Annotated in this window: 19 protein-coding genes; 12 read left to right on the top strand and 7 right to left on the bottom strand. The window is 70.5% G+C overall.

The window, feature by feature from the left end:
* The first annotated feature begins 86 nt into the window (after window positions 1-86).
* On the top strand, window positions 87-1,121 hold the full coding sequence (gene glpX / locus K4B79_RS11850) for a class II fructose-bisphosphatase (RefSeq protein ID WP_232026469.1): 1,035 nt from the start codon (window positions 87-89) through the stop codon (window positions 1,119-1,121).
* An 88-nt stretch (window positions 1,122-1,209) separates the two neighbouring features.
* On the opposite strand, the gene K4B79_RS11845 is transcribed toward glpX, so the two are convergent.
* Together K4B79_RS11845 and K4B79_RS11840 are read right to left on the bottom strand one after the other, a co-directional pair.
* Window positions 1,210-1,584 carry a WhiB family transcriptional regulator gene (locus K4B79_RS11845; protein WP_232026468.1) on the bottom strand — a complete coding sequence of 125 codons (375 nt, stop codon included), beginning with the start codon at window positions 1,582-1,584 and terminating at the stop codon, window positions 1,210-1,212.
* A gap of 174 nt (window positions 1,585-1,758) precedes the next feature.
* A complete protein-coding gene (locus tag K4B79_RS11840) occupies window positions 1,759-2,442 on the bottom strand; it encodes a DUF1707 SHOCT-like domain-containing protein (RefSeq protein WP_232026467.1) in 684 nt (227 codons plus the stop codon).
* Between the two features lie 190 nt (window positions 2,443-2,632).
* Here K4B79_RS11840 and K4B79_RS11835 point away from each other — a divergent pair, with 190 nt between their 5' ends.
* The 5 genes from K4B79_RS11835 to K4B79_RS11815 all read left to right on the top strand — a co-directional run bounded on the left by K4B79_RS11835 (window position 2,633) and on the right by K4B79_RS11815 (window position 10,087).
* Complete coding sequence (locus K4B79_RS11835) at window positions 2,633-4,300, top strand: fumarate hydratase (protein WP_232026466.1); 1,668 nt, start codon at window positions 2,633-2,635, stop codon at window positions 4,298-4,300.
* A gap of 550 nt (window positions 4,301-4,850) precedes the next feature.
* The gene (locus K4B79_RS11830; protein WP_232026465.1) at window positions 4,851-6,236 is read left to right on the top strand and encodes a class II fumarate hydratase; all 1,386 of its coding nucleotides are present in this window, start codon (window positions 4,851-4,853) and stop codon (window positions 6,234-6,236) included.
* Window positions 6,237-6,319: 83 nt separating this feature from the next.
* Window positions 6,320-7,015, top strand: a complete 696-nt coding sequence (gene fomD, locus K4B79_RS11825) for a cytidylyl-2-hydroxypropylphosphonate hydrolase (RefSeq protein WP_232026464.1) — start codon at window positions 6,320-6,322, stop codon at window positions 7,013-7,015.
* A 325-nt stretch (window positions 7,016-7,340) separates the two neighbouring features.
* Window positions 7,341-9,464 (top strand): SpoIIE family protein phosphatase, encoded by a 2,124-nt coding sequence (locus K4B79_RS11820; RefSeq protein ID WP_232026463.1) that lies wholly within the window; start codon window positions 7,341-7,343, stop codon window positions 9,462-9,464.
* A 53-nt stretch (window positions 9,465-9,517) separates the two neighbouring features.
* Window positions 9,518-10,087: a DUF6461 domain-containing protein gene (locus tag K4B79_RS11815; protein ID WP_232026462.1), complete on the top strand. Its 570-nt coding sequence runs from the start codon at window positions 9,518-9,520 to the stop codon at window positions 10,085-10,087.
* On the opposite strand, the gene K4B79_RS11810 is transcribed toward K4B79_RS11815, so the two are convergent.
* Window positions 10,084-11,208 (bottom strand): hypothetical protein, encoded by a 1,125-nt coding sequence (locus tag K4B79_RS11810; protein WP_232026461.1) that lies wholly within the window; start codon window positions 11,206-11,208, stop codon window positions 10,084-10,086. The two genes, K4B79_RS11815 and K4B79_RS11810, sit on opposite strands and share 4 nt — an antisense overlap.
* A 660-nt stretch (window positions 11,209-11,868) precedes the next feature.
* Here K4B79_RS11810 and K4B79_RS11805 point away from each other — a divergent pair.
* A complete protein-coding gene (locus K4B79_RS11805) occupies window positions 11,869-12,285 on the top strand; it encodes a hypothetical protein (RefSeq protein WP_232026460.1) in 417 nt (138 codons plus the stop codon).
* A gap of 97 nt (window positions 12,286-12,382) precedes the next feature.
* Here the strand turns inward: K4B79_RS11805 and K4B79_RS11800 are convergent, their stop codons facing one another.
* A complete protein-coding gene (locus K4B79_RS11800) occupies window positions 12,383-14,731 on the bottom strand; it encodes a transglycosylase domain-containing protein (protein ID WP_232026459.1) in 2,349 nt (782 codons plus the stop codon).
* 226 nt (window positions 14,732-14,957) lie between these two features.
* Here K4B79_RS11800 and K4B79_RS11795 point away from each other — a divergent pair, with 226 nt between their 5' ends.
* The 5 genes from K4B79_RS11795 to K4B79_RS11775 all read left to right on the top strand — a co-directional run bounded on the left by K4B79_RS11795 (window position 14,958) and on the right by K4B79_RS11775 (window position 19,865).
* Window positions 14,958-15,908 (top strand): SPFH domain-containing protein, encoded by a 951-nt coding sequence (locus K4B79_RS11795; protein ID WP_232026458.1) that lies wholly within the window; start codon window positions 14,958-14,960, stop codon window positions 15,906-15,908.
* Entirely contained in the window at window positions 15,905-16,159 is a 255-nt protein-coding gene (locus tag K4B79_RS11790) for a hypothetical protein (protein ID WP_232026457.1), read from the top strand. Before K4B79_RS11795 ends, K4B79_RS11790 begins: the two co-directional genes overlap by 4 nt.
* Window positions 16,160-16,306: 147 nt before the next feature.
* The gene (locus K4B79_RS11785; protein WP_232026456.1) at window positions 16,307-16,831 is read left to right on the top strand and encodes a PadR family transcriptional regulator; all 525 of its coding nucleotides are present in this window, start codon (window positions 16,307-16,309) and stop codon (window positions 16,829-16,831) included.
* The gene (locus K4B79_RS11780) at window positions 16,828-17,517 is read left to right on the top strand and encodes an ABC transporter ATP-binding protein (protein WP_232026455.1); all 690 of its coding nucleotides are present in this window, start codon (window positions 16,828-16,830) and stop codon (window positions 17,515-17,517) included. The genes K4B79_RS11785 and K4B79_RS11780 overlap by 4 nt, the downstream gene beginning before the upstream one ends.
* Window positions 17,514-19,865 carry an ABC transporter permease gene (locus K4B79_RS11775; RefSeq protein WP_232026454.1) on the top strand — a complete coding sequence of 784 codons (2,352 nt, stop codon included), beginning with the start codon at window positions 17,514-17,516 and terminating at the stop codon, window positions 19,863-19,865. Before K4B79_RS11780 ends, K4B79_RS11775 begins: the two co-directional genes overlap by 4 nt.
* An 82-nt stretch (window positions 19,866-19,947) precedes the next feature.
* On the opposite strand, the gene K4B79_RS11770 is transcribed toward K4B79_RS11775, so the two are convergent.
* The 3 genes from K4B79_RS11770 to K4B79_RS11760 all read right to left on the bottom strand — a co-directional run bounded on the left by K4B79_RS11770 (window position 19,948) and on the right by K4B79_RS11760 (window position 22,688).
* Window positions 19,948-20,334 carry a roadblock/LC7 domain-containing protein gene (locus K4B79_RS11770; protein WP_232026453.1) on the bottom strand — a complete coding sequence of 129 codons (387 nt, stop codon included), beginning with the start codon at window positions 20,332-20,334 and terminating at the stop codon, window positions 19,948-19,950.
* A gap of 133 nt (window positions 20,335-20,467) precedes the next feature.
* Window positions 20,468-21,859 carry an AI-2E family transporter gene (locus K4B79_RS11765; RefSeq protein ID WP_232026452.1) on the bottom strand — a complete coding sequence of 464 codons (1,392 nt, stop codon included), beginning with the start codon at window positions 21,857-21,859 and terminating at the stop codon, window positions 20,468-20,470.
* Window positions 21,860-22,004: 145 nt separating this feature from the next.
* On the bottom strand, window positions 22,005-22,688 hold the full coding sequence (locus K4B79_RS11760; RefSeq protein WP_232026451.1) for a transglycosylase SLT domain-containing protein: 684 nt from the start codon (window positions 22,686-22,688) through the stop codon (window positions 22,005-22,007).
* Between the last annotated feature and the right edge of the window lie 41 nt (window positions 22,689-22,729).

Here is a 22,729-nt window from a genome sequence, read left to right as displayed (position 1 = left end):
GTCCCCTGCTCATTTTGTCGGACTGACGATAGAGTCGACGGTCGAACCCTCATCCGGCCGTCGTCGTATCAGAAAGGTGCGCTCCGATGACCGAGCATCATCATCTGCCGTCCGAGCTCGAAGTCCCCTCCGAGGCCCCCGACCGGAACCTCGCCCTGGAACTCGTCCGGGTCACCGAAGCCGCGGCGATGGCCGCGGGCCGCTGGGTCGGCCGGGGCGACAAGAACGGAGCCGACGGCGCCGCGGTGCGCGCCATGCGGACCCTCGTCCACACCGTGTCGATGAACGGCGTCGTCGTCATCGGCGAGGGCGAGAAGGACGAGGCGCCGATGCTCTTCAACGGCGAGCGGGTCGGTGACGGGACCGGACCGGAGTGCGACATCGCCGTCGACCCGATCGACGGGACCACGCTGACGGCGAAGGGCATGACCAACGCGATCGCCGTCCTCGCGGCGGCCGACCGCGGCTCCATGTTCGACCCGTCCGCCGTCTTCTACATGGACAAGCTGGTCACCGGGCCCGAGGCCGCCGACTTCGTCGACATCGACGCGCCCGTGTCCGTGAACATCCGCCGGGTCGCCAAGGCCAAGCGCTCCACGCCGGAGGACGTGACCGTCGTCATCCTCGACCGGCCGCGGCACGAGGGCATCATCAAGGAGATCCGGGACACCGGGGCGCGCATCAAGCTGATCTCCGACGGCGACGTGGCCGGGTCGATCCTGGCGCTGCGCGAGGGCACCGGCGTCGATCTGCTGCTCGGGATCGGCGGCACGCCCGAGGGGATCATCTCCGCCTGTGCCGTGAAGTGCCTGGGCGGCACGATCCAGGGGAAGCTGTGGCCCAAGGACGACGCCGAGCGGGAGCGGGCGATCGACGCCGGGCACGACCTCGACCGGGTGCTGATGACCGACGACCTGGTGTCCGGGGAGAACGTGTTCTTCGTCGCCACGGGCATCACCGACGGCGAGCTGCTGCGGGGTGTCCGGTACCGGTCGGAGACGGCCACGACCGACTCCATCGTGATGCGGTCCAAGTCGGGGACCGTGCGGAGGATCGACTCCGAGCACCGGCTGAGCAAGCTGCGGGCCTACAGCGCGATCGACTTCGACCGCGCGAAGTAGTGCCGTAGCCGCCGCGGCGGTGCGGATCGTCGAGAGGGCGCCCCCGGTGCGGTGGGGGCGCCCTCTCGACGCCACGCGGTGCGGCCGGTCAGCCCGCCGCGGCTATGCGGTTCGCCGTCCTCGCCTTCTTGAGTTCCAGGTCGCGACGCCGGCGCCGGGCGAGGACCACTCGGCGCTCTGCCGCTGTCAGGCCGCCCCAGACGCCGTAGGGCTCGGGTTGGAGGAGGGCGTGCTCGCGGCACTCGACCATGACGGGACAGCCCCCGCAGACACGCTTCGCGGCCTCCTCGCGGGAGAGCCGGGCGGCGGTGGGTTCTTTGGAGGGTGCGAAGAACAGGCCGGCCTCGTCACGCCGGCACACCGCCTCGGTGTGCCAGGGTGCGTCTTGGTCCCTGTCCCGCACTGGCACCCGCTGGGCCGGAACGGCAGCTACCTGCAGGGACGAATGCGGCGGTTGCAGCACGGTCTACTCCTGACGACGGCTTCGCGAGCGAGAGACGATGCAGCAAGCCCTACCCGCTGTGCGCGCGCCTATGCACTGAGTTCCGAACCGCTGGATTCCGGGTGCTTACGTGCGCCTGTGTGCGCGAGCGCCACGGGGATCCGTTCGCTCCACACGCCGTCGAATTCACAACCGTCAATGATCGAAATGCTTGCGCAAACTCTTGTCGAGCTTGTGCTGCACGCGATCGAGAATGTCCGCGACGAGCTTGCCGCGCTTCGGCCGCGCCTCGACGTTGCCCAGGACGGCCCAGCCGTCCACGAAGACGACCGGGGCGTCGGCGTCGGTCGAGTCGACCGAGTCCACCTCGAAGTTGCCGAGCACGCCGCCGCCCGCGCTGCGCAGCGAGACGTTCTCCGGGACGCGGACCTCGACCGTGCCGAAGACCGCGAACGCCTTGATCACGACCTGGCGGTACTCGAAGATCGCCTCGCTGAGATCGATCTCGACGCAGCCGAAGATCGCGTAGGCGTGGATACGGCGGCCGGCGCGGCGGCGGCCCTTGCGGACCGCGGCGCCGAAGACCGCCACCACGTTGTCGTCGGGTTCGTGCGGGATCGCGTCCGTGGGGCGGTTCGGGGCCGGGGCGTACGCCGGGCCGACGTGCTGCCGGTGCGCGGCCGGCAGGTCCCGTATGAAGACCTCCAGTTCGCCGACCGTCTTGGCGTTGAGCACCCCCTCGACGCGCTCGGCGTGCTCGTCGGCGGTCAGGCGCCCCTCGGCGAGGGCCTCCCGCAGCATGTCGGCGATGCGGTCGCGCTCGGCGTCCGAGGCGCGCATGGCGGTGGCCGGCGGTTCGGTCTTCTTCTGAAGGTCCACGGGAACACCGTACCCAAACGCGATAGATCGCGACTAGGGGCTGTGGAAAACATTGACCGGTCACATACCGGGCCGGGAGACAGGTCAAGTGAGGGTTGCCTCACCAGAGCACTGTCGGTGGCAGGTTCTAACCTGGTGGACGCTGCCCATGGAGGCCAGCGCGCCGTCTGTCGAGTGAGGAATGGGCGAGATGCCTGAGTTCGCGTACACCGATCTGCTCCCCATGGGAGAGGACACCACCCCCTACCGGCTGGTGACCTCCGAAGGTGTCTCCACCTTCGAGGCCGACGGGCGCACCTTCCTCAAGGTCGAGCCGGAGGCGCTGCGCAAGCTCGCCGAGGAGGCCATCCATGACATCCAGCACTATCTGCGGCCCGCGCATCTCGCGCAGCTGCGGCGCATCATCGACGACCCCGAGGCGTCGAGCAACGACAAGTTCGTCGCGCTGGACCTGCTGAAGAACGCGAACATCGCGGCGGCGGGCGTGCTGCCGATGTGCCAGGACACCGGCACGGCGATCGTCATGGGCAAGCGCGGACAGAACGTGCTGACCTCCGGTGGCGACGAAGAGGCCCTGTCCCGGGGGATCTACGACGCCTACACCCGGCTGAACCTGCGGTACTCGCAGATGGCCCCGCTGACCATGTGGGACGAGAAGAACACCGGGTCGAACCTGCCGGCCCAGATCGAGCTGTACGCCACCGACGGCGGCGCCTACAAGTTCCTCTTCATGGCCAAGGGCGGTGGCTCCGCCAACAAGTCGTTCCTCTACCAGGAGACGAAGGCCGTCCTGAACGAGGCCTCCATGATGAAGTTCCTGGAGGAGAAGATCCGTTCGCTGGGTACGGCCGCCTGTCCGCCGTACCACCTGGCGATCGTCGTGGGGGGTACGTCCGCCGAGTACGCGCTGAAGACCGCGAAGTACGCCTCCGCGCACTACCTGGACGAGATTCCCGGTGAGGGGTCGCCGCTCGGGCACGGCTTCCGGGACAAGGACCTGGAGGAGAAGGTCTTCGAGCTGACGCAGAAGATCGGGATCGGGGCGCAGTTCGGCGGGAAGTACTTCTGCCACGACGTGCGGGTGGTGCGGCTGCCCCGGCACGGGGCGTCCTGTCCGGTGGCCATCGCCGTGTCCTGCTCCGCCGACCGGCAGGCCGTCGCGAAGATCACCGCGGAGGGTGTGTTCCTGGAGCAGTTGGAGACCGATCCTGCGCGGTTCCTGCCGGAGACGACGGACGAGCACCTCGATGAGGCGTCCGACGTCGTGAAGATCGATCTCAATCAGCCGATGGACGACATCCTCGCCGAACTGACCAAGTACCCGGTGAAGACCCGGCTCTCTCTCACCGGGCCGCTCGTCGTGGCGCGGGACATCGCGCACGCCAAGATCAAGGAGCGGTTGGATGCGGGGGAGGAGATGCCGCAGTACCTGAAGGACCACCCGGTGTACTACGCGGGGCCGGCGAAGACGCCCGAGGGCTACGCGTCGGGTTCCTTCGGGCCGACCACGGCCGGCCGTATGGACTCCTACGTCGAGCAGTTCCAGGCGGCCGGTGGGTCCAAGGTGATGCTGGCGAAGGGGAATCGGAGCAGGCAGGTCACCGAGGCGTGTGACGCGCACGGCGGGTTCTATCTCGGGTCCATCGGCGGCCCGGCCGCTCGGCTCGCGCAGGACTGCATCAAGAAGGTCGAGGTCGTCGAGTACGAGGAGCTCGGGATGGAGGCGGTGTGGAAGATCGAGGTCGAGGACTTCCCCGCGTTCATCGTCGTCGATGACAAGGGCAACGACTTCTTCCAGGATCCGGCGCCCGCGCCCACGTTCACGTCGATTCCGGTGCGGGGGCCTGGGCTGGCGTAGCGGTGTGGGGCGGCGGGGTGTTTTTCGCCCCCGCCGCCCCTACCCGTCCCATCCCCAGGGGCTGCCGCCCCTTCGACCCCGCCCAGGGGGCTCCGCCCCCTGGACCCCCGATCGGCCCTGAAGGGGCCTCGTCCTCAAACGCCGGACGGGCTGAAAGTGCCGGGCGGGTGAGGGATCGGGACGGCAAAGCCCGCAGCCTCACACGCCGGACGGGCTGAAAGTACCTGGGCCAGGGAAGCCGACGCCTCACCGACGCATCCGCCAACCGCGTCATCTCCCCGCGCCACGACCACCCGCATCCGCCAACGGCGAGGCATCCCTACGAGGGCCACACCCCTCACCAGCGCCACCCGCACCCGCCGACGGCCCTGCACCCCCACAAGGGCCACCCGCACCCGACCGCGAAAGTTGTACGGGTGGTGCGGGTGGGAACAACCGGCCCGGCCGGAGGCCGGGGCCGGGGGTCGGCCTCACGCTCCGGGTGGGCTGAAAAGAAGCGGCGTCGGGCCTCGTCCGGAACATCCGCGTCCTTCCGTTCGCTGTACCGGGTATGAGCGAATACCGGGTCGAGCACGACTCCATGGGTGAGGTCCGCGTTCCCGTCGAGGCGAAGTGGCGGGCGCAGACGCAGCGGGCCGTTGGGAACTTTCCGATCTCCGGGCAGCGGATCGAGCGGGCGCACATCGAGGCGCTGGCGCGGATCAAGGGGGCGGCGGCGAAGGTGAACGCCGGGCTCGGGGTGCTGGACAAGGACATCGCGGAGGCGATCCAGGAGGCGGCCGGGGAGGTCGCGGAGGGGACGTGGGACGAGCACTTCCCGGTGGATGTGTTCCAGACCGGGTCGGGGACGTCGTCCAACATGAACACCAACGAGGTCATCGCGACCCTGGCCACCGAGCGGCTCGGGCGGGACGTGCATCCGAATGATCACGTCAATGCCTCGCAGTCGTCCAACGATGTCTTTCCGTCCTCCATCCACATCGCCGCCACCGCCGCCGTCACCCGTGACCTGATCCCGGCCCTCGACCACCTCGCCGCGTCCCTGACCCGGAAGGCCGAGGAGTTCGCCGATGTCGTGAAGTCGGGGCGGACCCATCTCATGGACGCCACGCCGGTCACGCTGGGGCAGGAGTTCGGCGGGTACGCGGCGCAGGTGCGGTACGGGATCGAGCGGCTGGAGGCGTCGCTGCCCCGGCTCGCCGAGCTGCCGCTCGGCGGTACGGCCGTCGGGACCGGCATCAACACGCCGCCCGGGTTCGCCGCCGCCGTGATCGAGGAGGTCGCCCGCGCCACGGGGTTGCCACTCACCGAGGCCCGGGACCACTTCGAGGCGCAGGGTGCCCGGGACGGCATCGTCGAGACCAGCGGGCAGCTCAGGACGATCGCCGTAGGACTGACGAAGATCGCCAACGATCTGCGGTGGATGGCGTCCGGGCCGCGCACGGGCCTCGCTGAGATCGCCCTTCCGGACCTCCAGCCGGGCTCGTCGATCATGCCGGGGAAGGTCAATCCGGTCATCCCGGAGGCTGTCCTCATGGTTTCCGCGCAGGTCGTCGGCAACGACGCCACCGTCGCCACGGCAGGTGCCGCAGGCAACTTCGAGCTCAATGTCATGCTGCCGGTCATCGCCAAGAACGTGCTGGAGTCGATCCGGCTGCTCGCCAACGTGTCGCGGCTGCTCGCCGACCGTACGGTGGACGGCATCGTCGCCGACCGCGAGCGGGCGCGGGAGTACGCCGAGTCCTCGCCGTCCGTGGTGACCCCGCTCAACAAGTACATCGGCTACGAGGAGGCCGCCAAGGTCGCCAAGAAGGCGCTGGCCGAGCGGAAGACCATCCGTCAGGTCGTCGAGGAGAACGGCTACGTCGAGCGCGGCGACCTCACCGCGGCGCAGCTCGACGAGGCGTTGGATGTCCTGCGGATGACGCATCCGTAACCGTTCGCGAACCGCGCGCGCCGGGCGCGTGAACCGTGACGCGCGCCGCAGCGTCGTATGTCCTGGGCACCTAATATCTGTGCATGGCAGACGGTGGAGCGGTGAGAGCCGGAGTGGAAGCGGACGGGTCGGCGGGATTCTGGGCGCCCGGGAGTCAGATCCTGTGGCGTTACCGGGAGAACGGCGGCGCGCGCTTCCACATCGCGCGTCCCGTCACCGTCGTGCGCGACGACGACGAGCTGCTCGCCGTGTGGATGGCACCGGGCACCGAGTGTGTGAAGCCGGTGCTGGCCGACGGGACGCCCGTGCATGTCGAGCCGTTGGAGAGCCGCTACACCAAGCCGCGTTCGGTGCAGCGCGACCGCTGGTTCGGCACGGGTGTGCTGAAACTGGCGCGGCCGGGTGAGCCGTGGTCGGTGTGGCTGTTCTGGGAGCCGGGCTGGCGGTTCAAGAACTGGTACGTGAACCTGGAGGAGCCGTTGGTGCGTTGGGCCGGCGGGGTGGACTCCGAGGATCACTTCCTGGACATCTCGGTCCATCCGGACCGCAGTTGGCACTGGCGGGACGAGGACGAGTTCGCGCAGGCGCAGCGGGACGGCCTGGTGGACGGGCAACTCGCCCGGCGGGTACGGGACGCGGGGCGTGCCGCGGTGGAGGTGATCCGGGCCTGGGGGCCGCCGTTCTCGGACGGCTGGCAGCACTGGCGTCCCGATCCGTCCTGGTCCGTCCCGTCTCTTCCGGAGGACTGGGACCGTACGCCCGCGCATCTGTCCTCATGAGACCCTTGATGCGCCCCCGGGCGAGAAACGTAGGATCGTCCTCCGCAAGGGCGCGCAACTGCAACTGCCGGAGCACGCGCTGGGCTTGACCGATCGTCACCGAGGGGCGGCAGGACGTGAGCGAGGGGTACGAGGGCAACACCGGCCGGGCCTGCGGCACTGGTGACGCGGGCCCCGGGAACCGCGTACGGTTCGCCGGTGGCACGGGAACAGCCCCTGACCACGCGGAAAACCCGTTCCGGGGACACCTATTCCGGGTATCGGGTTTTCGGCGGGACCAACTGCGCGCGCGGCGCGCAGCCCCGGACGGACGGATTCGACACGCGTGACGGAGCAGCCGACCTCCTTCGAACGCCCCCAGGCGGGCGTCGACCCCGCGGAAGGTCGCGGGGCGTACCTGCGTACCTCGACGCCGTCCCGTCCCCAGGACGCGGACGCGCCGTCGCACACGCCCGGCGCCGGTGCCCTGCCGGTACAGGCCCGCGCGGGCGACCCCCCGCCCTCCGGGCCCGCCACGACCACGTCCGGTACGACGACATCGAGCGGCATGGACAACAACCCCGCCGGGACCGACCCCGAGCACTCGCAGCCGGTCGCCGCCGAGCCCGACACGCACCGCCCGCGGCCGCTGCCCGAGGGCATTCCGGTCCAGCCGGTCACCGAGCCGGAGGCGGCCGCCGCGACGGCGGACGATCCGGAGCGGCGCACCGGGCAGAGCCTGCCGCCCGGCCGCCCCACGCCGATGCGGCGGGACGGGGACCGGCTGCGGTTCGTGGGCGCCGCGACCCGGCGGATCGCCCGCGGACTCGACCTGGACGAGATCGTGATGGGACTGTGCCGGGCGACCGTGCCGACGTTCTCGGACGCGATCCTGGTGTATCTGCGCGACCCGCTGCCGGTGGGCGACGAACGGCCCACCGGTCCCCTGGTGCTGCGGCTGCGGCGCAGCGACCGGATCCCGGAGGAGCGGGACACCGACGGCGGCTCCTCCCCGCTGTTCCAGCCGGAGCCGAACGAACTGGACACGATCGGCACCGAGCTGTGCGAGGTGACGCCCGGCAGCGCGCTCGCCGAGGTGCTGCGCGGGGTGCGTCCGGTCTTCACGGACACGCCCGCCGCGCGAGCCGCGCTGCCCGAACTGCTCGGCGAGGGCGGCGAGTTCGTCGTACCGACCGGGCAGCGCGCGATCCTCGCCCCGCTGCGCGGCCGACGCCGGGTGATCGGCGCGGCGCTCTTCCTGCGCCGTCCCGACCGGCTCGCCTTCGAGCCCGACGACCTGCTCGTGGCGGCCCAGCTGGCCACTCACAGCGCGCTCGGCATCGACAAGGCGGTGCTCTACGGCCGTGAGGCGTACATCGCCGACGAGCTCCAGCGCACCATGCTGCCCGAGACACTCCCCCGGCCGACCGGCGTACGGCTGGCGTCCCGCTATCTGCCCGCCGCGGAGACCGCGCGCGTCGGCGGCGACTGGTACGACGCGATCCCGCTGCCGGGCAGCCGGGTGGCGCTGGTGGTCGGTGACGTCATGGGCCACTCCATGACCAGCGCGGCCATCATGGGCCAGCTGCGGACGACGGCCCAGACCCTGGCCGGGCTGGACCTGCCCCCGCAGGAGGTCCTGCACCACCTTGACGAGCAGGCCCAGCGGCTGGGCACCGACCGGATGGCGACCTGCCTCTACGCCGTCTACGACCCGGTCTCGCACCGGATCACCATCGCCAACGCCGGCCATCCCCCGCCCGTGCTGCTGCACCTGGGCGGCCGGGCCGAGGTGCTGCGGGTGCCGCCGGGCGCGCCGATCGGTGTCGGCGGCGTCGACTTCGAGGCCGTGGAACTCGACGCGCCCGCCGGGGCGACCCTGTTGCTCTACACCGACGGGCTGGTGGAGTCGCGGCTGAGGGACGTGTGGACCGGGATAGAGCAGCTGCGGGAGAAGCTCGCCGCGACCGCGCAGCTGACCGGGCCCGACCATCCGCCGCCGCTGGAAGCGCTGTGCGACGAGGTGCTCGACATGCTCGGTCCGGGCGACCGGGACGACGACATCGCGCTGCTCGCGGCCCGCTTCGACGGGATCGCGCCGAGCGACGTGGCGTACTGGTTCCTGGAGCCGGAGGAGATGGCGCCCGGGCGGGCGCGCCGGCTGGCCCGGCGGGCGCTGTCCCGGTGGGACATGGAGGATCTCAGCGACTCGGTGGAGCTGCTGGTCAGCGAGGTCGTGACCAACGCGGTGCGGTACGCCACGCGGCCGATCACGCTCCGGCTGCTGCGGACCGACGTACTGCGCTGCGAGGTGGGCGACGACGTGCCGCAGCTGCCCAGGCTCCGGCAGGCCCGCGCCACGGACGAGGGCGGGCGCGGCCTGTACCTGGTGAACCGGCTGGCCCGGCGCTGGGGCGCGACCCGGCTGAGCACCGGAAAGGTGGTCTGGTTCGAGCTGAACCGGACATGATGACACCGCGCGTACGACGAATGCGCGTACGACGGCGAAGGTGAGAGAGCCCTGTGGACGGCATCGCATGGATCCGGGATGTCTTCGACGCGTACTGCGTCACCTTCGCCAGGGGACTGGATGTGGCGGAACTGGTCCGCCGGATGGGCTCCGACCCCGAGCGGATCCTGCCGTCCGTGTCCCCCGAGGAGGCCCTGCGGCTCGCCCGGGACGAGGGGCCCGTCGCCCGGCTGGGCACGAGCGGGGGCTGGGCCTTCGCCGTGGAGCGCGCGAGCGCCGAGGGCACCGACCGCCGTCTCCTGCGGCGCGTGTCCCGGGGCACGGACGCGGTGCTGCTGCTGGACAGCGGCACCCCGCCGTACTGGTTCGTGCACGCCCGGGACGGGGAGATCGCCTCCGACTTCGAGCCGGGGGTGGAGGCCGAGCAGATCGGCGGCACCGATCCCGCGTTCCTGGTGCCGGCCATGCGGGAGGCGGGCATGCTGCTGCCGGACGGCACGGCCGATCCCGACGACTGGGAGCCGGAGCGGCGGATCCTCACCGTGGCGGAACGGGTCTTCTCGCTCGACCTGCCGCGTACGGCACTTGAGGACGGGTCGCTTCCCGCGGTGGTCCTCGCCTAGGACCTGTACTTGGCCGGATACACCACCTCGACGGCGTTGTTGGCGAAGCCGAAGCCGAAGCTGCCGGAGTTCTTCCAGGAGTTGGTGCAGCCGGGCCTGACCACGGGTGTGCCCGCGGGGACGTCGTCGACGATGAGCGCGTTGTCCGGCAGGCCGGTGGTGGTGCAGACCGGCGGGTAGGCGGTGCCGTCGGGCTCCTCCGGGGTGCTCTCGCCGAAGCGGATGAACTCGAAGCCGCAGGTGTCGATGCAGTCGCTCTTCCAGGTGACCGGCTTGTTCCACCAGCACTTGAAGTCCTCACGGCCGCACGGGCCGCTGGTGCCGCTGTCGTTGGACGCCCCGTCCGAGATCTTCCCCGGTGTGCAGGAGTTGGAGGAGTCGCAGAACGCGTTCTCGGGCGCCTTGACGTGCGCCCTGTTGTACTTGGCGCTGCCCTTGACGCCGACCGCCTCCTCCGTGCCGTTCCAGCTGGAGGGGCGGAAGGCGGCGACCATCACGCCCGGGGACTCCAGGAAGGACGGCGGGTGCGCGGCGAAGCCGAGGACCTTCTCCTGGTAGGGCCAGTTCTGCGGGCGGGCGGCGGCACTGGCGTCCTCGCCCCCGGCGGCGTTCTCCAGGAACGGCAGCCGTCCGGCGTCCCATTCGGGGTTGGCCGGGTTGTTGGCCCATCCGAGGCCCCAGGGCTGACCCGCGGCACCCTTGGGGTGGAAGCCGGAGTTGTAGGCCCACAGGGCGAAGTACCAGTTCTCCGGGCGTCCGTTGGCCCCGTGGTTGGCGATCAGGCCCGCCGCGCGGGTCTCGTTCCACTTGGAGACCAGGGTCTGCAGGCCCGCCGCGATGTTCGCGGTGTAGTCGAGGGCCGCGGCGCGCTGCTTCTGGTACGGCCAGGCCTCGCCACCGTGTCCGTCCTCCCGGCCGGCCATCCGCATGTGGTCCGTGATCTGCGTGATGCCGTAGCCGCAGTCCGCCTCGGCGAAGTCGACGTCCCAGTCGTTGTTCGAGTCGCCGTCGTAGAGGTCGATGCCGTAGTAGTTGCCGATCAGCGGGTTGGCGGTGACACCGGGGACGGCCGAGCGGGCGGCCTGCCACATGTTGGATTCCTGGGTGGTGACACCGAGCATGACCTGCGCGATCGCGCGGCCGCCGCCGCTCAGCGCGGGATTCGCGAAGGGCGAGGTCGCCGGACTCCTTCCAGGACGTGCCCAGCAGGGCCGCGCGCCGGTCCGTCGGCACCGCGTCGGCCAGGGGCTTCGCCGCGGCGGCCGTCCGTCGCGGGCCGGGGGTGGGGTCCTGCGGCGGGGCCGTGGGCTGGTCGGCCCAGGCCACGGACTGGACGAGGCTCGCGAACACCACGCCGGCCGCCAGGGCGGCCAGCCGTGCCCGCGTTCGTCTGTGGAACCTCAAGGATTCTCCTTCCGCCAGGACTCCGTCGGACCGACGGAGGGCACGGAAGGGAGAGGCGGTACGCCACGGCGCGGGCAGGCGAAAGCCCGCGGGCCGTGAGGCAGCGTGAATCAAGGGCTGATGAGCGTGCCCGGCTGGTCAGTGCCGCGCACGAGGTGTCTCAGTCCCCTCCCCGTCAACAGGGGAAGCATGAGTCACCGCAGTTGTCATGGTCAATGAAATTCTCATCCGACTCTCAGGATCCCCAAGTCACCGCCCGTCACGCCCACTTGCCACAGAAATCACTGGCACCCCTCCCGTAACTCGCATATATTTTCGAACACAGTGTGCGCGCAAGCCGTCACCGAGCGCGCGCAGGGACCATGAAGGGGGAACACATGCACAAGATCGCCAAGCGGGGGGTCTTCGCGGTGCTCGGCACCGCGGTACTGGTGAGCACCCAGGCCGGCGTCGCCTACGCGAACCAGTACGACCGGGTCGTCGAGACCGTCCCCGCCGGATCGCGGGTGACCTGGAAGGCCGACGGCGAGCACCTGCTCATCAAGGACACCGTCAAGGACGGGCACTCCGCGGTCGCCCTCTTCCGCTGGTGGGACCAGTCCGAGGGACGGTTCCACTCGTACACCTACTTCAACCGGGACGGCGTGGACTCGGTGCGCGACGTCAACCTGGACCTGGGCGAAGGGCACACGGTCAACATCAAGGCCTGCGTCGGCGACTGGAAGGGCAGCCTGGAGGCCAGCCTGCCCACGCTCACCCACTGCAACTGGGACTGGGAAGTGACCATGTCCTGACGTCCTGGGCGCCGGGGGGCGTCGAGGACGACAGAGGGGGCGGCCGGAGTTCCGGCCGCCCCCTCTTGCGCTCTCGCGCTGTTCCGCCGTCCCGCGGCTACTGATCGTCGCCGGGGTCGAACGGGTCCACCGGCCCGCCCTCCGCCGGCGGGGTCGTCTCCGGCGGGGTCGGGACCGGGTCGGGACTCGGGGAGTTCGTCGGCGTCGGGGAGCTGGTCGGGGTCGGCGAGTTCGACGGGGTCGGGGAGTTCGTCGGCGTCGGCGACTCCGACGTCGGCGTCCGCGACGGGGTCGCGCTCGGACTCCGGGTGATCGTCGGCGTCGCGGTGGGCCGGACCGCGGCGCCCTGGTCGGTCTCCAGGTCGAACTTGGTGTCCGGGGCCGCCACCCCGAACATGTACGCCGCCCAGATCTGCGCCGGGAAGCCACCGCCGTTGACCCGGGGCTCGCCGCCCGCCTTGTACATCGGGACCTGCGCGTGCGGCGGCTTGTCGTCCTCGCCGAACAGGCCGACCGAGGTGACCAGGTCGGGCGTGTAGCCGGTGAACCAGGCCGACTTGTTGTCGTCGGAGGTACCCGTCTTGCCCGCGACCTGCTGCCCGTCGCGCTTGGCGTTGTCCTGCACGGACTTCTTGGCCGTACCGTCGTCGACCACGCCGGTCAGCACCGAGGTGACCGTGTCGGCGGCCTTGCGGCTGATGACCTGCTCACCGACCGGGTCGGGGAAGGTGACCTTCCGGGTGTTGTGCTCGACGGACTTGATGAGCGCCGGGGTGACCTTCCGGCCGTGGTTGTCGAGGGTGGCGTAGATGCCGGCCATCTCCAGCGGGCTCGCGCCCATGGTGCCCAGGGTCTGCGCGGGCACCGCCTGGAGGCCCTTGGTGTCCAGACCGAGCCGGCCCCCGACCTTCATCACCTCGGACATGCCGACGTCGACGCCCATCTGCGCGAAGACGGAGTTGACGGAGTCGTTCATCGCCCGCTGGACGGTGATCTTCCCGTAGTTCTGGTCGTCCTCGTTCTCCGGGGCGAACCCGACCTTGGTGCCGTCGTCGACGACCTGGCGCTTGCTCGTGCCGTCGTAGATCGTGTTCGCCGTGATCGGCTTGCCGTCCTGGGTCTCGGCCTTCTCCTCCAGGGCGGCGGCGAGGATGACCGGCTTGAAGGTGGAGGCCGGCTGGTAGTCCGTGCGGGTCGCGTTGTTGAGGTAGTGGTCCAGGTAGTTCTTGCCGCCGTACATCGCGACGACCGCGCCCGTCTTGGGGTTCACGGAGGCGGCACCGGCCTGGACGTCCGCGTCCACCGACCGCCGCTTCGGGTCCAGCTTGCTGTTCAGCTGCGTCGTGACGGCCCGCTCCAGCGCCGTCTGCTTCTTCTTGTCGATGTTCAGGGTGATGGTCCAGCCACCCTGGTCGACCATCGCCTGGGCCGTCTTGAGGTCCTCGGCGGTGCCCTGGGCGACCAGTTGCCTCTCCAGCGCGGCGTCGGCCGACTTCACCAGGTAACCGGTCTGGCCCTCCATGCTGGGGTCGTTCCTGGGCGGCTCGGGCACCGGGAACTTCATGGCGTCCCGCTCGCCCTTGTTCAGCCAGCCCTCCTCGACCATGTTGTCGAGGACGTAGTTCCAGCGGGCCTGCACCAGCCTCTTGCCCTCGTCGCTGGCGATCGCCCAGTCGTACTGGTTCGGCGCCTGGAGCAGCGCGGCGAGGTAGGCGCCCTGCTCGACGGAGAGGTCCTGGGCGTCGACCCGGTAGTAGGCCTGGGCGGCGGCCTGGATGCCGTAGGCGCCACGACCGTAGTAGCTGGTGTTGATGTAGCCGGCGAGGATGTAGTCCTTGGGCTTCTCGCGGTCCAGCTTCAGCGAGATGACCAGTTCCTTCAGCTTGCGGGTGACGGTCTGTTCCTGGGTCAGGTAGTAGTTCTTGACGTACTGCTGGGTGATCGTCGAACCGCCCTGCGCGCCCTTGCCCGTGAACGTGTTGAACAGACCGCGCGCGGTGCCCCTGAAGTCGACGCCGGAGTCCTGGTAGAAGGTCTTGTTCTCGGCGGCGACGAAGGTCCGCTGGACGGGCTTGGGCACCTGCGCCAGGTCCACGATCTCGCGGTTCAGGGTGCCGGTACGGGCCAGCAGGCTGCCGTTGCTGTACTGGTAGATGTTGCTCTGCACCTTGGCGTCGGCGTTCCCCTCCGGGATGCCGATCATCATGTACAGCACGATGAAGGCGCCGATGCCGAGCAGGCACAGTCCGAAGACGGTGCCGAGGATCTTCTTCCAGGTGAACAGCCTGCGTATTCGGCCCTTGCCGCCCTTGGCCCGGCCGCCCTTGGCCGCCCTGCGGGCCGCCGCCCGGCCGCCGACACCCGCCACCGGGGTCGCGGGCGAGCTCTGGGGCGCCGCGCGGCGGCCACCGCGCTGCCGCGCTCGTCTCTCTTCCGCTCGTCCCATGGCTCCGTCGCTCCGCTTCGTTCGCTGCTGTCACACAGGTTCGTGGCTCACGTCAGCTGTGAAAGCTAACACCGCCTGATATGACAAAGGGTCTTCGATCCGGCCTTTTACGGACGTGACAATCAGCACGCGTCCCACTGGTACCGACGGCTGAGGGGCGACAAGGGTTGTCGCCATGCGCTAAAGTGTTATCACTTAGCTAGACTCAAGATTACGGGGACCCATCATGTCCACGCACGACACCGAACCCACCACCACACCCACCATCGACGCACCCGAGATGCCCGCACCGCGCGTCCGGGAGTTCACCGCGCACAGCATCGGCGGCGGGCTCGCCCTGCTGCTGGGGCTGGTCGGGCTGCTGGCCGGCATCGGTCTGGTGATCGTGGGCGCCTCGGCCGTCGGCGCGACCGGCACCAAGGCCGCCCTGATCGTCGTAGGCATCGTCATCGCCCTGGCCGCCTTCGTCGCCATGTGCGGTCTGAACACGGTGGCGCCCGGGGAGGCCCGGGTCGTCCAGCTGTTCGGGCGGTACCGGGGGACGATCCGCGAGGACGGGCTGCGCTGGGTGAATCCGCTCACCTCCCGCGAGAAGATCTCCACCCGCGTCCGCAACCACGAGACCGCGGTCCTCAAGGTCAACGACGCCTACGGCAACCCGATCGAGCTCGCCGCGGTCGTGGTGTGGCGGGTCGAGGACACCGCGCAGGCCACCTTCGAGGTGGACGACTTCCTGGAGTTCGTCGCCACCCAGACCGAGGCTGCCGTGCGGCACATCGCCATCGAGTACCCCTACGACGCCCATGACGAGGACGGGCTCTCACTGCGCGGCAACGCCGAGGAGATCACCGAGAAGCTCGCGGTCGAACTGCACGCGCGCGTGGAGGCGGCCGGGGTGCACATCATCGAGTCCCGCTTCACGCACCTCGCGTACGCGCCCGAGATCGCCTCGGCGATGCTCCAGCGGCAGCAGGCCGGCGCGGTCGTCGCGGCCCGGCGCCAGATCGTGGACGGGGCGGTCGGCATGGTCGAGGCGGCGCTCACCCGGATCACCGAGCAGGACATCGTCACACTCGACGAGGAACGGAAGGCGGCGATGGTGTCCAACCTGATGGTGGTGCTGTGCGGCGACCGGGCGCCGCAGCCGGTCCTGAACACGGGGACGCTCTACCAGTGACCGGTCCCTCCGGGGGGCCGTCCCCTCAAGGCCGGCCGCAGCGCAAGCAGGTGCTGCTGCGGCTGGATCCCGCGGTGTACGAGGCGCTCGCGCGGTGGGCCGGGGACGATCTGCGCTCGGCCAACGCGCAGATCGAGTTCCTGCTGCGGAGGGCCCTGAAGGAGGCGGGGCGGCTGCCCGGGGACGCGGGGCCGCTGCCCCGCCGCGGGCGGCCGCCCGGGGGCTCCACGCCCGGACCCCCGTCGGCCTGAGGGGCTCCCGAAGGGATCGGAGTGGGCCCTCGTCCGGTGTAGCAGAACCGTGACAATGGGCCCTCACCTGCGTCTCGACACCCTCCGCCGGGCTCTGCGCACACGACGTATACATGCGGGGTATACACGGTGTGTACAGTGCTTGACATGTCCATCGGTCACACTCTCCTGGGGCTCCTGGAGTCCGGCCCGCGTCACGGTTACGACCTGAAGCGCGCCTTCGACGAGAAGTTCGGTCACGACCGGCCGCTCCACTACGGCCAGGTCTACTCGACGATGTCCCGGCTGCTGAAGAACGGCCTCGTGGAGGTCGACGGGATCGAGCCCGGCGGCGGGCCCGAGCGGAAGCGGTACGCGATCACCGAGGCCGGGATCACCGACGTACAGCGGTGGCTCGCGACGCCCGAGAAGCCGGAGCCGTACCTCCAGTCGACCCTGTACACGAAGGTCGTCCTCGCGCTGCTCACGCGCCGCGACGCGAGCGAGATCCTCGACACCCAGCGCGCCGAGCACCTGCGCATGATGCGGATGCTCACCGAGCGCAAACGCAAGGGCGATCTGGCGGACCAGCTCATCTGCGACCACGCCCTCTTCCACCTGGAGGCGGACCTGCGCTGGCTGGAGCTGACGGCCGCGCGGCTCGACAAGCTCGCCGAGGCGGTGGCCAAGTGACGCATCCCGCCGGTTCCCTGCTCGCCGCCGACAAGCTCCACAAGGCCTACGGCCCCACGGTCGCCCTCGACGGCGCCGAGTTCTCCATCCACCCGGGCGAGGTCGTCGCCGTCATGGGCCCCTCCGGGTCCGGGAAGTCGACCCTGCTGCACTGCCTCGCCGGGATCGTGACGCCCGACTCGGGGTCGATCACGTACCAGGGCCGCGAGATGGCGACCATGAGCGACGCCCAGCGCAGCCGGCTGCGGCGCTCGGAGTTCGGGTTCGTCTTCCAGTTCGGGCAGCTGGTGCCCGAGTTGACCTGCGTGGAGAACGTGGCGCTGCCGCTGCGGCTGAACGGCGCCTCCCGCAAGGCCGCCGAGCGGACCGCGCTCACCTGGATGGAGCGGCTGGAAGTAGACGACCTGAGGAAGAAGCGGCCCGGTGAGGTCTCCGGCGGCCAGGGGCAGCGGGTCGCCGTCGCCCGGGCGCTGGTCACCGACCCGCGCGTGCTGTTCGCCGACGAGCCGACCGGCGCGCTCGACTCCCTCAACGGCGAGCGCGTGATGAACCTGCTCACCGACGCCGCCCGGTCCACCAACGCCGCCGTCGTGCTGGTCACGCACGAGGCACGGGTGGCCGCCTACTCGGACCGCGAGATCGTCGTCCGGGACGGCAGGTCACGGGACATGGAGCGCGTCGTATGAACGTGAGGCACTGGTCCAGGGACCTTGCCATGGGGATCAGGTTCGCGTTCGCCGGAGGGCGCGAGGGGTGGGTCCGGGCGCTGCTGACGGCGGTCGGGGTCGGGCTCGGGGTGGCGTTGCTGCTGCTGACGACCGCCCTGCCGAACGCGCTGTCGGTCCGGGACGACCGGGAGGCGGCGCGCCGGGACTTCACCTACAGCGGCGGCAAGGTCATCCCGAAGGCGGACGACACCCTGCTGATCGCCGACGCCGGCACCACCTTCCGTGACAAGGAGGTACGGGGACGGGAGCTGGAGCCCGAGGGCCCGCGGGCACCGCTGGCGCCCGGCCTGACGAGGTTCCCGGCGCCGGGCGAGATGATGGTCTCCCCCGCGCTGAAGGAGCTCCTGGCGTCGGACGGCGGGAAGCTGCTGCGGGAGCGCCTGAAGGACCGGATCGTCGGCACGATCGGCGAGAGCGGGCTGATCGGTTCCGCCGAACTCGCCTTCTACCGGGGCGCCGAGGGGCTGGCGGACCGGGGGATCAACACCGGCCGTGTCGACCGCATCGACCGGTACGGGGAGCCGATCACGAGCGAGGAGAACACCGACCCGGTGCTGCTCCTGCTGATCCTGGTCGTCTTCGTGGTGCTGCTGATGCCGGTCGCCGTGTTCATCGCCGCGGCCGTGCGGTTCGGTGGCGAGCGGCGCGACCGGCGGCTCGCGGCGCTCCGGCTGGTCGGCGCGGACAGCCGCTCCACCCGGCGGATCGCGGCCGGCGAGGCCCTCGCGGGCTCGGTGCTCGGACTCGTCTTCGGCACGGTCTTCTTCCTGCTCGGCCGCGAACTGGCGGGCTCGGTCGAGGTGTACGACATCAGCGTCTTCCCGAGCTATCTCAACCCCTCCCCCGCGCTGGCCCTGTTGGTCTCCCTCGCCGTACCGACGGCGGCCGTCCTGGTCACGCTGTTCGCGCTGCGCGGGGTCGTCATCGAACCGCTCGGCGTGGTGCGTACGGCGAAGCCCGCCCGGCGCCGGCTGTGGTGGCGGCTGCTGCTGCCGCTGGCCGGGCTCGGGATGCTCGCCCCGATGATCGGCCAGGGCCGCGGCAGCGGCGACTTCAACCAGTATCTGGTCGTCGGCGGTGTCATCCTGCTGCTCGTCGGTGTGACCGCGCTGCTGCCGTGGATCGTCGAGTCGGTCGTCGGCCGGCTCGGCGGGGGCGGCGTGGCCTGGCAACTGGCCGTTCGCCGGCTCCAGTTGAGCAGCGGCACGGCGGCCCGCATGGTCAACGGCATCGCGGTCGCGGTGGCCGGCGCGATCGCCCTCCAGATGCTGTTCGCCGGGGTGGACGGCGACTACGCCGAGGAAACCGGCTACGACACCCGTCTGGCGCAGATGCAGGTGTCCGTGACCAACAGGACGCCGCTCGACCGGGCGGCCGGCAAGCTCCGGAGCACCGAGGGCGTACGGCAGGTCTACGCCTACTCGGAGGGCTACCTCGGGGACCGCCGCAAGGACGCGCTCAACACCACGGAGGTGGCCGTCGCGGACTGCGCGTCGCTGCGCAAGCTGGCGACCCTGCCCTCCTGCCGTGACGGCGACGTGTTCGCCGTGCGCGGCGGTGAGTTCGACGCCGCCGACGACGCCACGCCGAAGCTCGCCAAGCCGGGCCGCACGCTGTATCTCGACCCGGGGTGCGCCGACGGCTGCGAGGGGAGCGCGGAAGCCCCCTGGGTGGTGCCGTCGGGCCTGAAGCAGGGGAAGCCCCGCACGGGCCCGACCGGCTGGGTGCGCGGTGGCTTCATGATCACGCCGGGGGCACTGCCGGCCGCCGACGCGCGGGCGCTGCGCGGCGAGCTCTATCTGAACCTCGACGATTCCGTGCCCGACGTGCGCGACCTGGTGCGCAACACGGCGGCGGAGATCGACCCACTGTCCATTCCCATGGTCTGGCAGTCGGTCAAGGAGTCGGACCGGTTCGCCGCCATCCGCACCGGCCTGTTCGTGGGCGCCACCTGCGTGCTGGCGCTGATCGGGGCGAGCCTGCTGGTGTCGCAGCTGGAGCAACTGCGCGAGCGCAAGAAGCTGTTGTCGGCGCTGGTCGCCTTCGGCACCCGGCGGCGCACGCTGAGCCTGTCGGTGCTGTGGCAGACGGCGATCCCGATCGCGCTGGGCCTGCTGCTCTCGGTGGTGGTAGGGCTGACGCTGGGCACGGTCCTGCTGCGGATGACGAGCACGAGCGTGCGGGTGGACTGGCCGAGCGTGCTGTCCATGACCGGCGTCGGCGCGGCGGTCGTCCTCGCGGTGACGCTGCTCAGCCTGCCGCCCCTGCTGCGGCTGATGCGACCGGACGGGCTGCGCACGGAGTAGCGCGGCCGGGGCCCCTCCCCGGGGGGAGAGGGGCCCCACTCACTCCGCCTTCTTCGGGCGCCTTCGGGCTCCTGACGGCTCCTCAGACTCCTTCCGGTGCTTCCTCGGTGAGGATGGAGTCGATCCGGCGCAGGGTCGGCCGGCTCGCCCGGTGCAGGGCGTCGACGTCCATGCCCTCGTCGCCGAGGACGACCATCAGCGCGGTGTCGCCGACGGCGTAGACCGCGGCGCAGCCGTGGCTGCCGTAGGTGACCGTCCGGCACAGGCCGCCGCGGCCGGCGGCGTGGGCGGTCCGGCGCGCGAGCCCGAGACCGGCCGCCGCGAGGGCGGCGAGGCCCTCGGGGTCGATCGATTCGGCGGTGTCGGCGGCGATGAGCAGTCCGTCGACGGCGGCCACGGCGGTGTCGGTGACTCCGGTGACCCGTTCCCGCAGGTCACGCATTTCCAGTGCCAGGGCTTGGCGATCCATGTGCTCAACTCCCCTGAGGCGCTCGGGGGACATGTGTATCAGTCCGGGGGCATATTCCGGGCCCGGTGTTCCGAGCTGTCGCCGACTGGCGGAAGTTGACCCTTCGGGCCGTTCAACCGCCTTTGTTCGGCGCTCATGTGAACGAACCCGGCTCACCCTTCGTGGAGGGGCTCTCCGTGTTCCCGGTGCCGGTGCCGTTGCCGTTGGCGGTGACGGTGTCCCCGGATCCCTCCGCCGAACGGGCCGGCGCGTGGGCGGCGTTCTGGAGTGCCTGCTGTTCGCGGGAGTAGGCGCGCAGATAGCCCACGACCGTGTTGGTCACCGCCACCAGCGGCACCGCGACGACCGCGCCGCCGATGCCCGCCACCATGCCGCCCGCCGCGACGGAGAGCACCACGGCCAGCGGGTGGACGCGGACCGCGCGGCCCAGGATGAACGGCTGGAGGATGTGGCCCTCGATCTGCTGGACGGCCAGCACCACGGCCAGCGTCATGACGGCGGTGAAGACGCCCTGTGTCACCAGGGCCACCACGACGGCCAGCGCGCCCGAGGCCACGGCGCCGACCAGCGGGATGAAGGAGAACAGGAAGATGAAGACGGCGAGCGGGACGGCCATCGGCACGCCCAGGAAGTAGATGCCGATGCCGATGAAGATCGCGTCGATCAGGGCCACTACGACCGTGCCGCGGACGTAGGCGGTCAGCGTGCGCCACGCGCGCGGGCCCGCGCCGGCCACCCCGGGCCGGGCCGCGGCGGGCACCAGCTTCAGCGTCCACTCCCAGATGCGCCGGCCGTCGTAGAGGAGGAAGAGGGTCGAGAAGACCGCCAGCAGGATGCCGGTCAGGGCCTCGACGACGACCGTGACGCCCTCCAGGCCCGCGGTGGTGATCTGGTCGGTGTTCGCGCCGATCGCGTCCCGCAGGTTCTCGGCGATGTCGTTGATCTGCTTGTCGGTGACGTGGAAGGGGCTGTTCAGCAGCCAGTTCCGCAGCTCGTCGACGCCGTCCTGGACCTGGTCGGAGAGGTTGTCGATGTTCTCCATGACCTGCCAGGTCACGAACCAGCCGATCAGCCCCATGACGACGAACCCGAGGATCGCGGTCAGCGCGGTCGCGAGCCCCCGCGGGAACCCGAGCCGCGTCAGCCGCGCCACCGTCGGCTGGAGGATCGCCGTGATGAGCAGCGCCGCCACGAAGGCCAGCACCACCAGCTGTACGGCGCTGATGATCCGCATGAGGACCCAGACGGTGCCCGCGAGGATCAGCAGCCGCCAGCCGGCCTCGGCGGCGACCCGCATGCCCCAGGGGACGGCCTGCGCGGGATCGGGCCGGGGTGCGGCGACCACGGGTGTGCGGTCCTGGGGCTGCGGCACATGCTCGACGGGCGACGGGCCGGCGTCGGTGAACGGAACCGGTTCGGACTCCTCGTCCTCCCGCTCCGCCGCCGCGCGGCGCTCGTTCAACCGCTCACCCATCCGGGTCAGTCCGGCTCCGAGCCGACCGAGCCACCCTGGCACTCGCGACATGATCCGTCCTCTTCCCCCGTCTCTGACCACCACTCCCCCTGGAGTCGTCCGGTCCGACCGTACATGGCGACAGCCCCTCCCCTAGGACGGGGAGGGGCTGCGCGGGGTTGAGAGGGGGCGAGGACGGAAGGTCCCGGCCGACGACTCAGTACCAGTGGTTGGCCTGCCAGAACGACCATGCCTCACAGGGGCTGCCATAGCGGCTGTCCATGTAGTTCAGGCCCCACTTGATCTGGGTGGCCGGGTTGGTCTGCCAGTCGGAGCCGACCGAGGACATCTTGGAACCGGGCAGCGCCTGGAAGAGGCCGTAGGCGCCGGACGAGGCGTTGACGGCCCGGTAGTTCCAACTGGACTCGTGGTCCACGATGTTGCTGAAGCACTGGAACTGTCCGCTGGGCACCATCGAGCGCGCCATGGACTGGATCTCCGCGATGGAGTACGAGCCCTGCACGGGGAAGCTGGAGGGGTCCTTGGCAGCCTTCGCCTCGGCCTCCGCCTTCTCCTTGGCCAGCTGCTCGGCCTTCTCGGCGGCTTCCTTCTTCTCCTGCGCGGTCTTGGCGGCCTCCTTGCGGGCCGACTCCTCCGCGACCTTCTTGGCGCTCGCGTCCGCGGCGATGGCCTGTGCGTCGGCCTGCTGCGTCAGGGACGCCGTCTGCACCTGAGCCTGCTGACCCGCGGGGATGTCCGCGAGGAGCGTCGAGTCGGCTGCCGTCGCCTCGGCGTCGTTCGTCTGCGCGGCGCTGCCCGAGGCAACGCCGGTGACGCTTCCGACAGCGGTGACCACAGTGGCGGAGGCCACTGCGAATCCCCGGACCGAAATCGGGCTCACACGGTTTCCTTCCAGCATCGCCCGCTTCGGTGACCCTGGCG

This window comes from Streptomyces lincolnensis, assembly GCF_021173675.1.
Taxonomy (GTDB): domain Bacteria; phylum Actinomycetota; class Actinomycetes; order Streptomycetales; family Streptomycetaceae; genus Streptomyces; species Streptomyces lincolnensis_B.
The sequence above is the reverse complement of the archived record's forward strand: the minus strand, read 5'-3'. Positions and strand labels throughout refer to the sequence as shown.

Coding starts and splice junctions, on each gene's coding strand:
- glpX (WP_232026469.1), top strand. CDS start 87: ATGACCGAGCATCATCATCTGCCGTCCGAGCTCGAAGTCCCCTCCGAG.
- K4B79_RS11835 (WP_232026466.1), top strand. CDS start 2,633: ATGCCTGAGTTCGCGTACACCGATCTGCTCCCCATGGGAGAGGACACC.
- K4B79_RS11830 (WP_232026465.1), top strand. CDS start 4,851: ATGAGCGAATACCGGGTCGAGCACGACTCCATGGGTGAGGTCCGCGTT.
- fomD (WP_232026464.1), top strand. CDS start 6,320: ATGGCAGACGGTGGAGCGGTGAGAGCCGGAGTGGAAGCGGACGGGTCG.
- K4B79_RS11810 (WP_232026461.1), bottom strand. CDS start 11,208: ATGCTCGGTGTCACCACCCAGGAATCCAACATGTGGCAGGCCGCCCGC.
- K4B79_RS11805 (WP_232026460.1), top strand. CDS start 11,869: ATGCACAAGATCGCCAAGCGGGGGGTCTTCGCGGTGCTCGGCACCGCG.
- K4B79_RS11800 (WP_232026459.1), bottom strand. CDS start 14,731: ATGGGACGAGCGGAAGAGAGACGAGCGCGGCAGCGCGGTGGCCGCCGC.
- K4B79_RS11795 (WP_232026458.1), top strand. CDS start 14,958: ATGTCCACGCACGACACCGAACCCACCACCACACCCACCATCGACGCA.
- K4B79_RS11785 (WP_232026456.1), top strand. CDS start 16,307: ATGTCCATCGGTCACACTCTCCTGGGGCTCCTGGAGTCCGGCCCGCGT.
- K4B79_RS11775 (WP_232026454.1), top strand. CDS start 17,514: ATGAACGTGAGGCACTGGTCCAGGGACCTTGCCATGGGGATCAGGTTC.
- K4B79_RS11770 (WP_232026453.1), bottom strand. CDS start 20,334: ATGGATCGCCAAGCCCTGGCACTGGAAATGCGTGACCTGCGGGAACGG.
- K4B79_RS11765 (WP_232026452.1), bottom strand. CDS start 21,859: ATGTCGCGAGTGCCAGGGTGGCTCGGTCGGCTCGGAGCCGGACTGACC.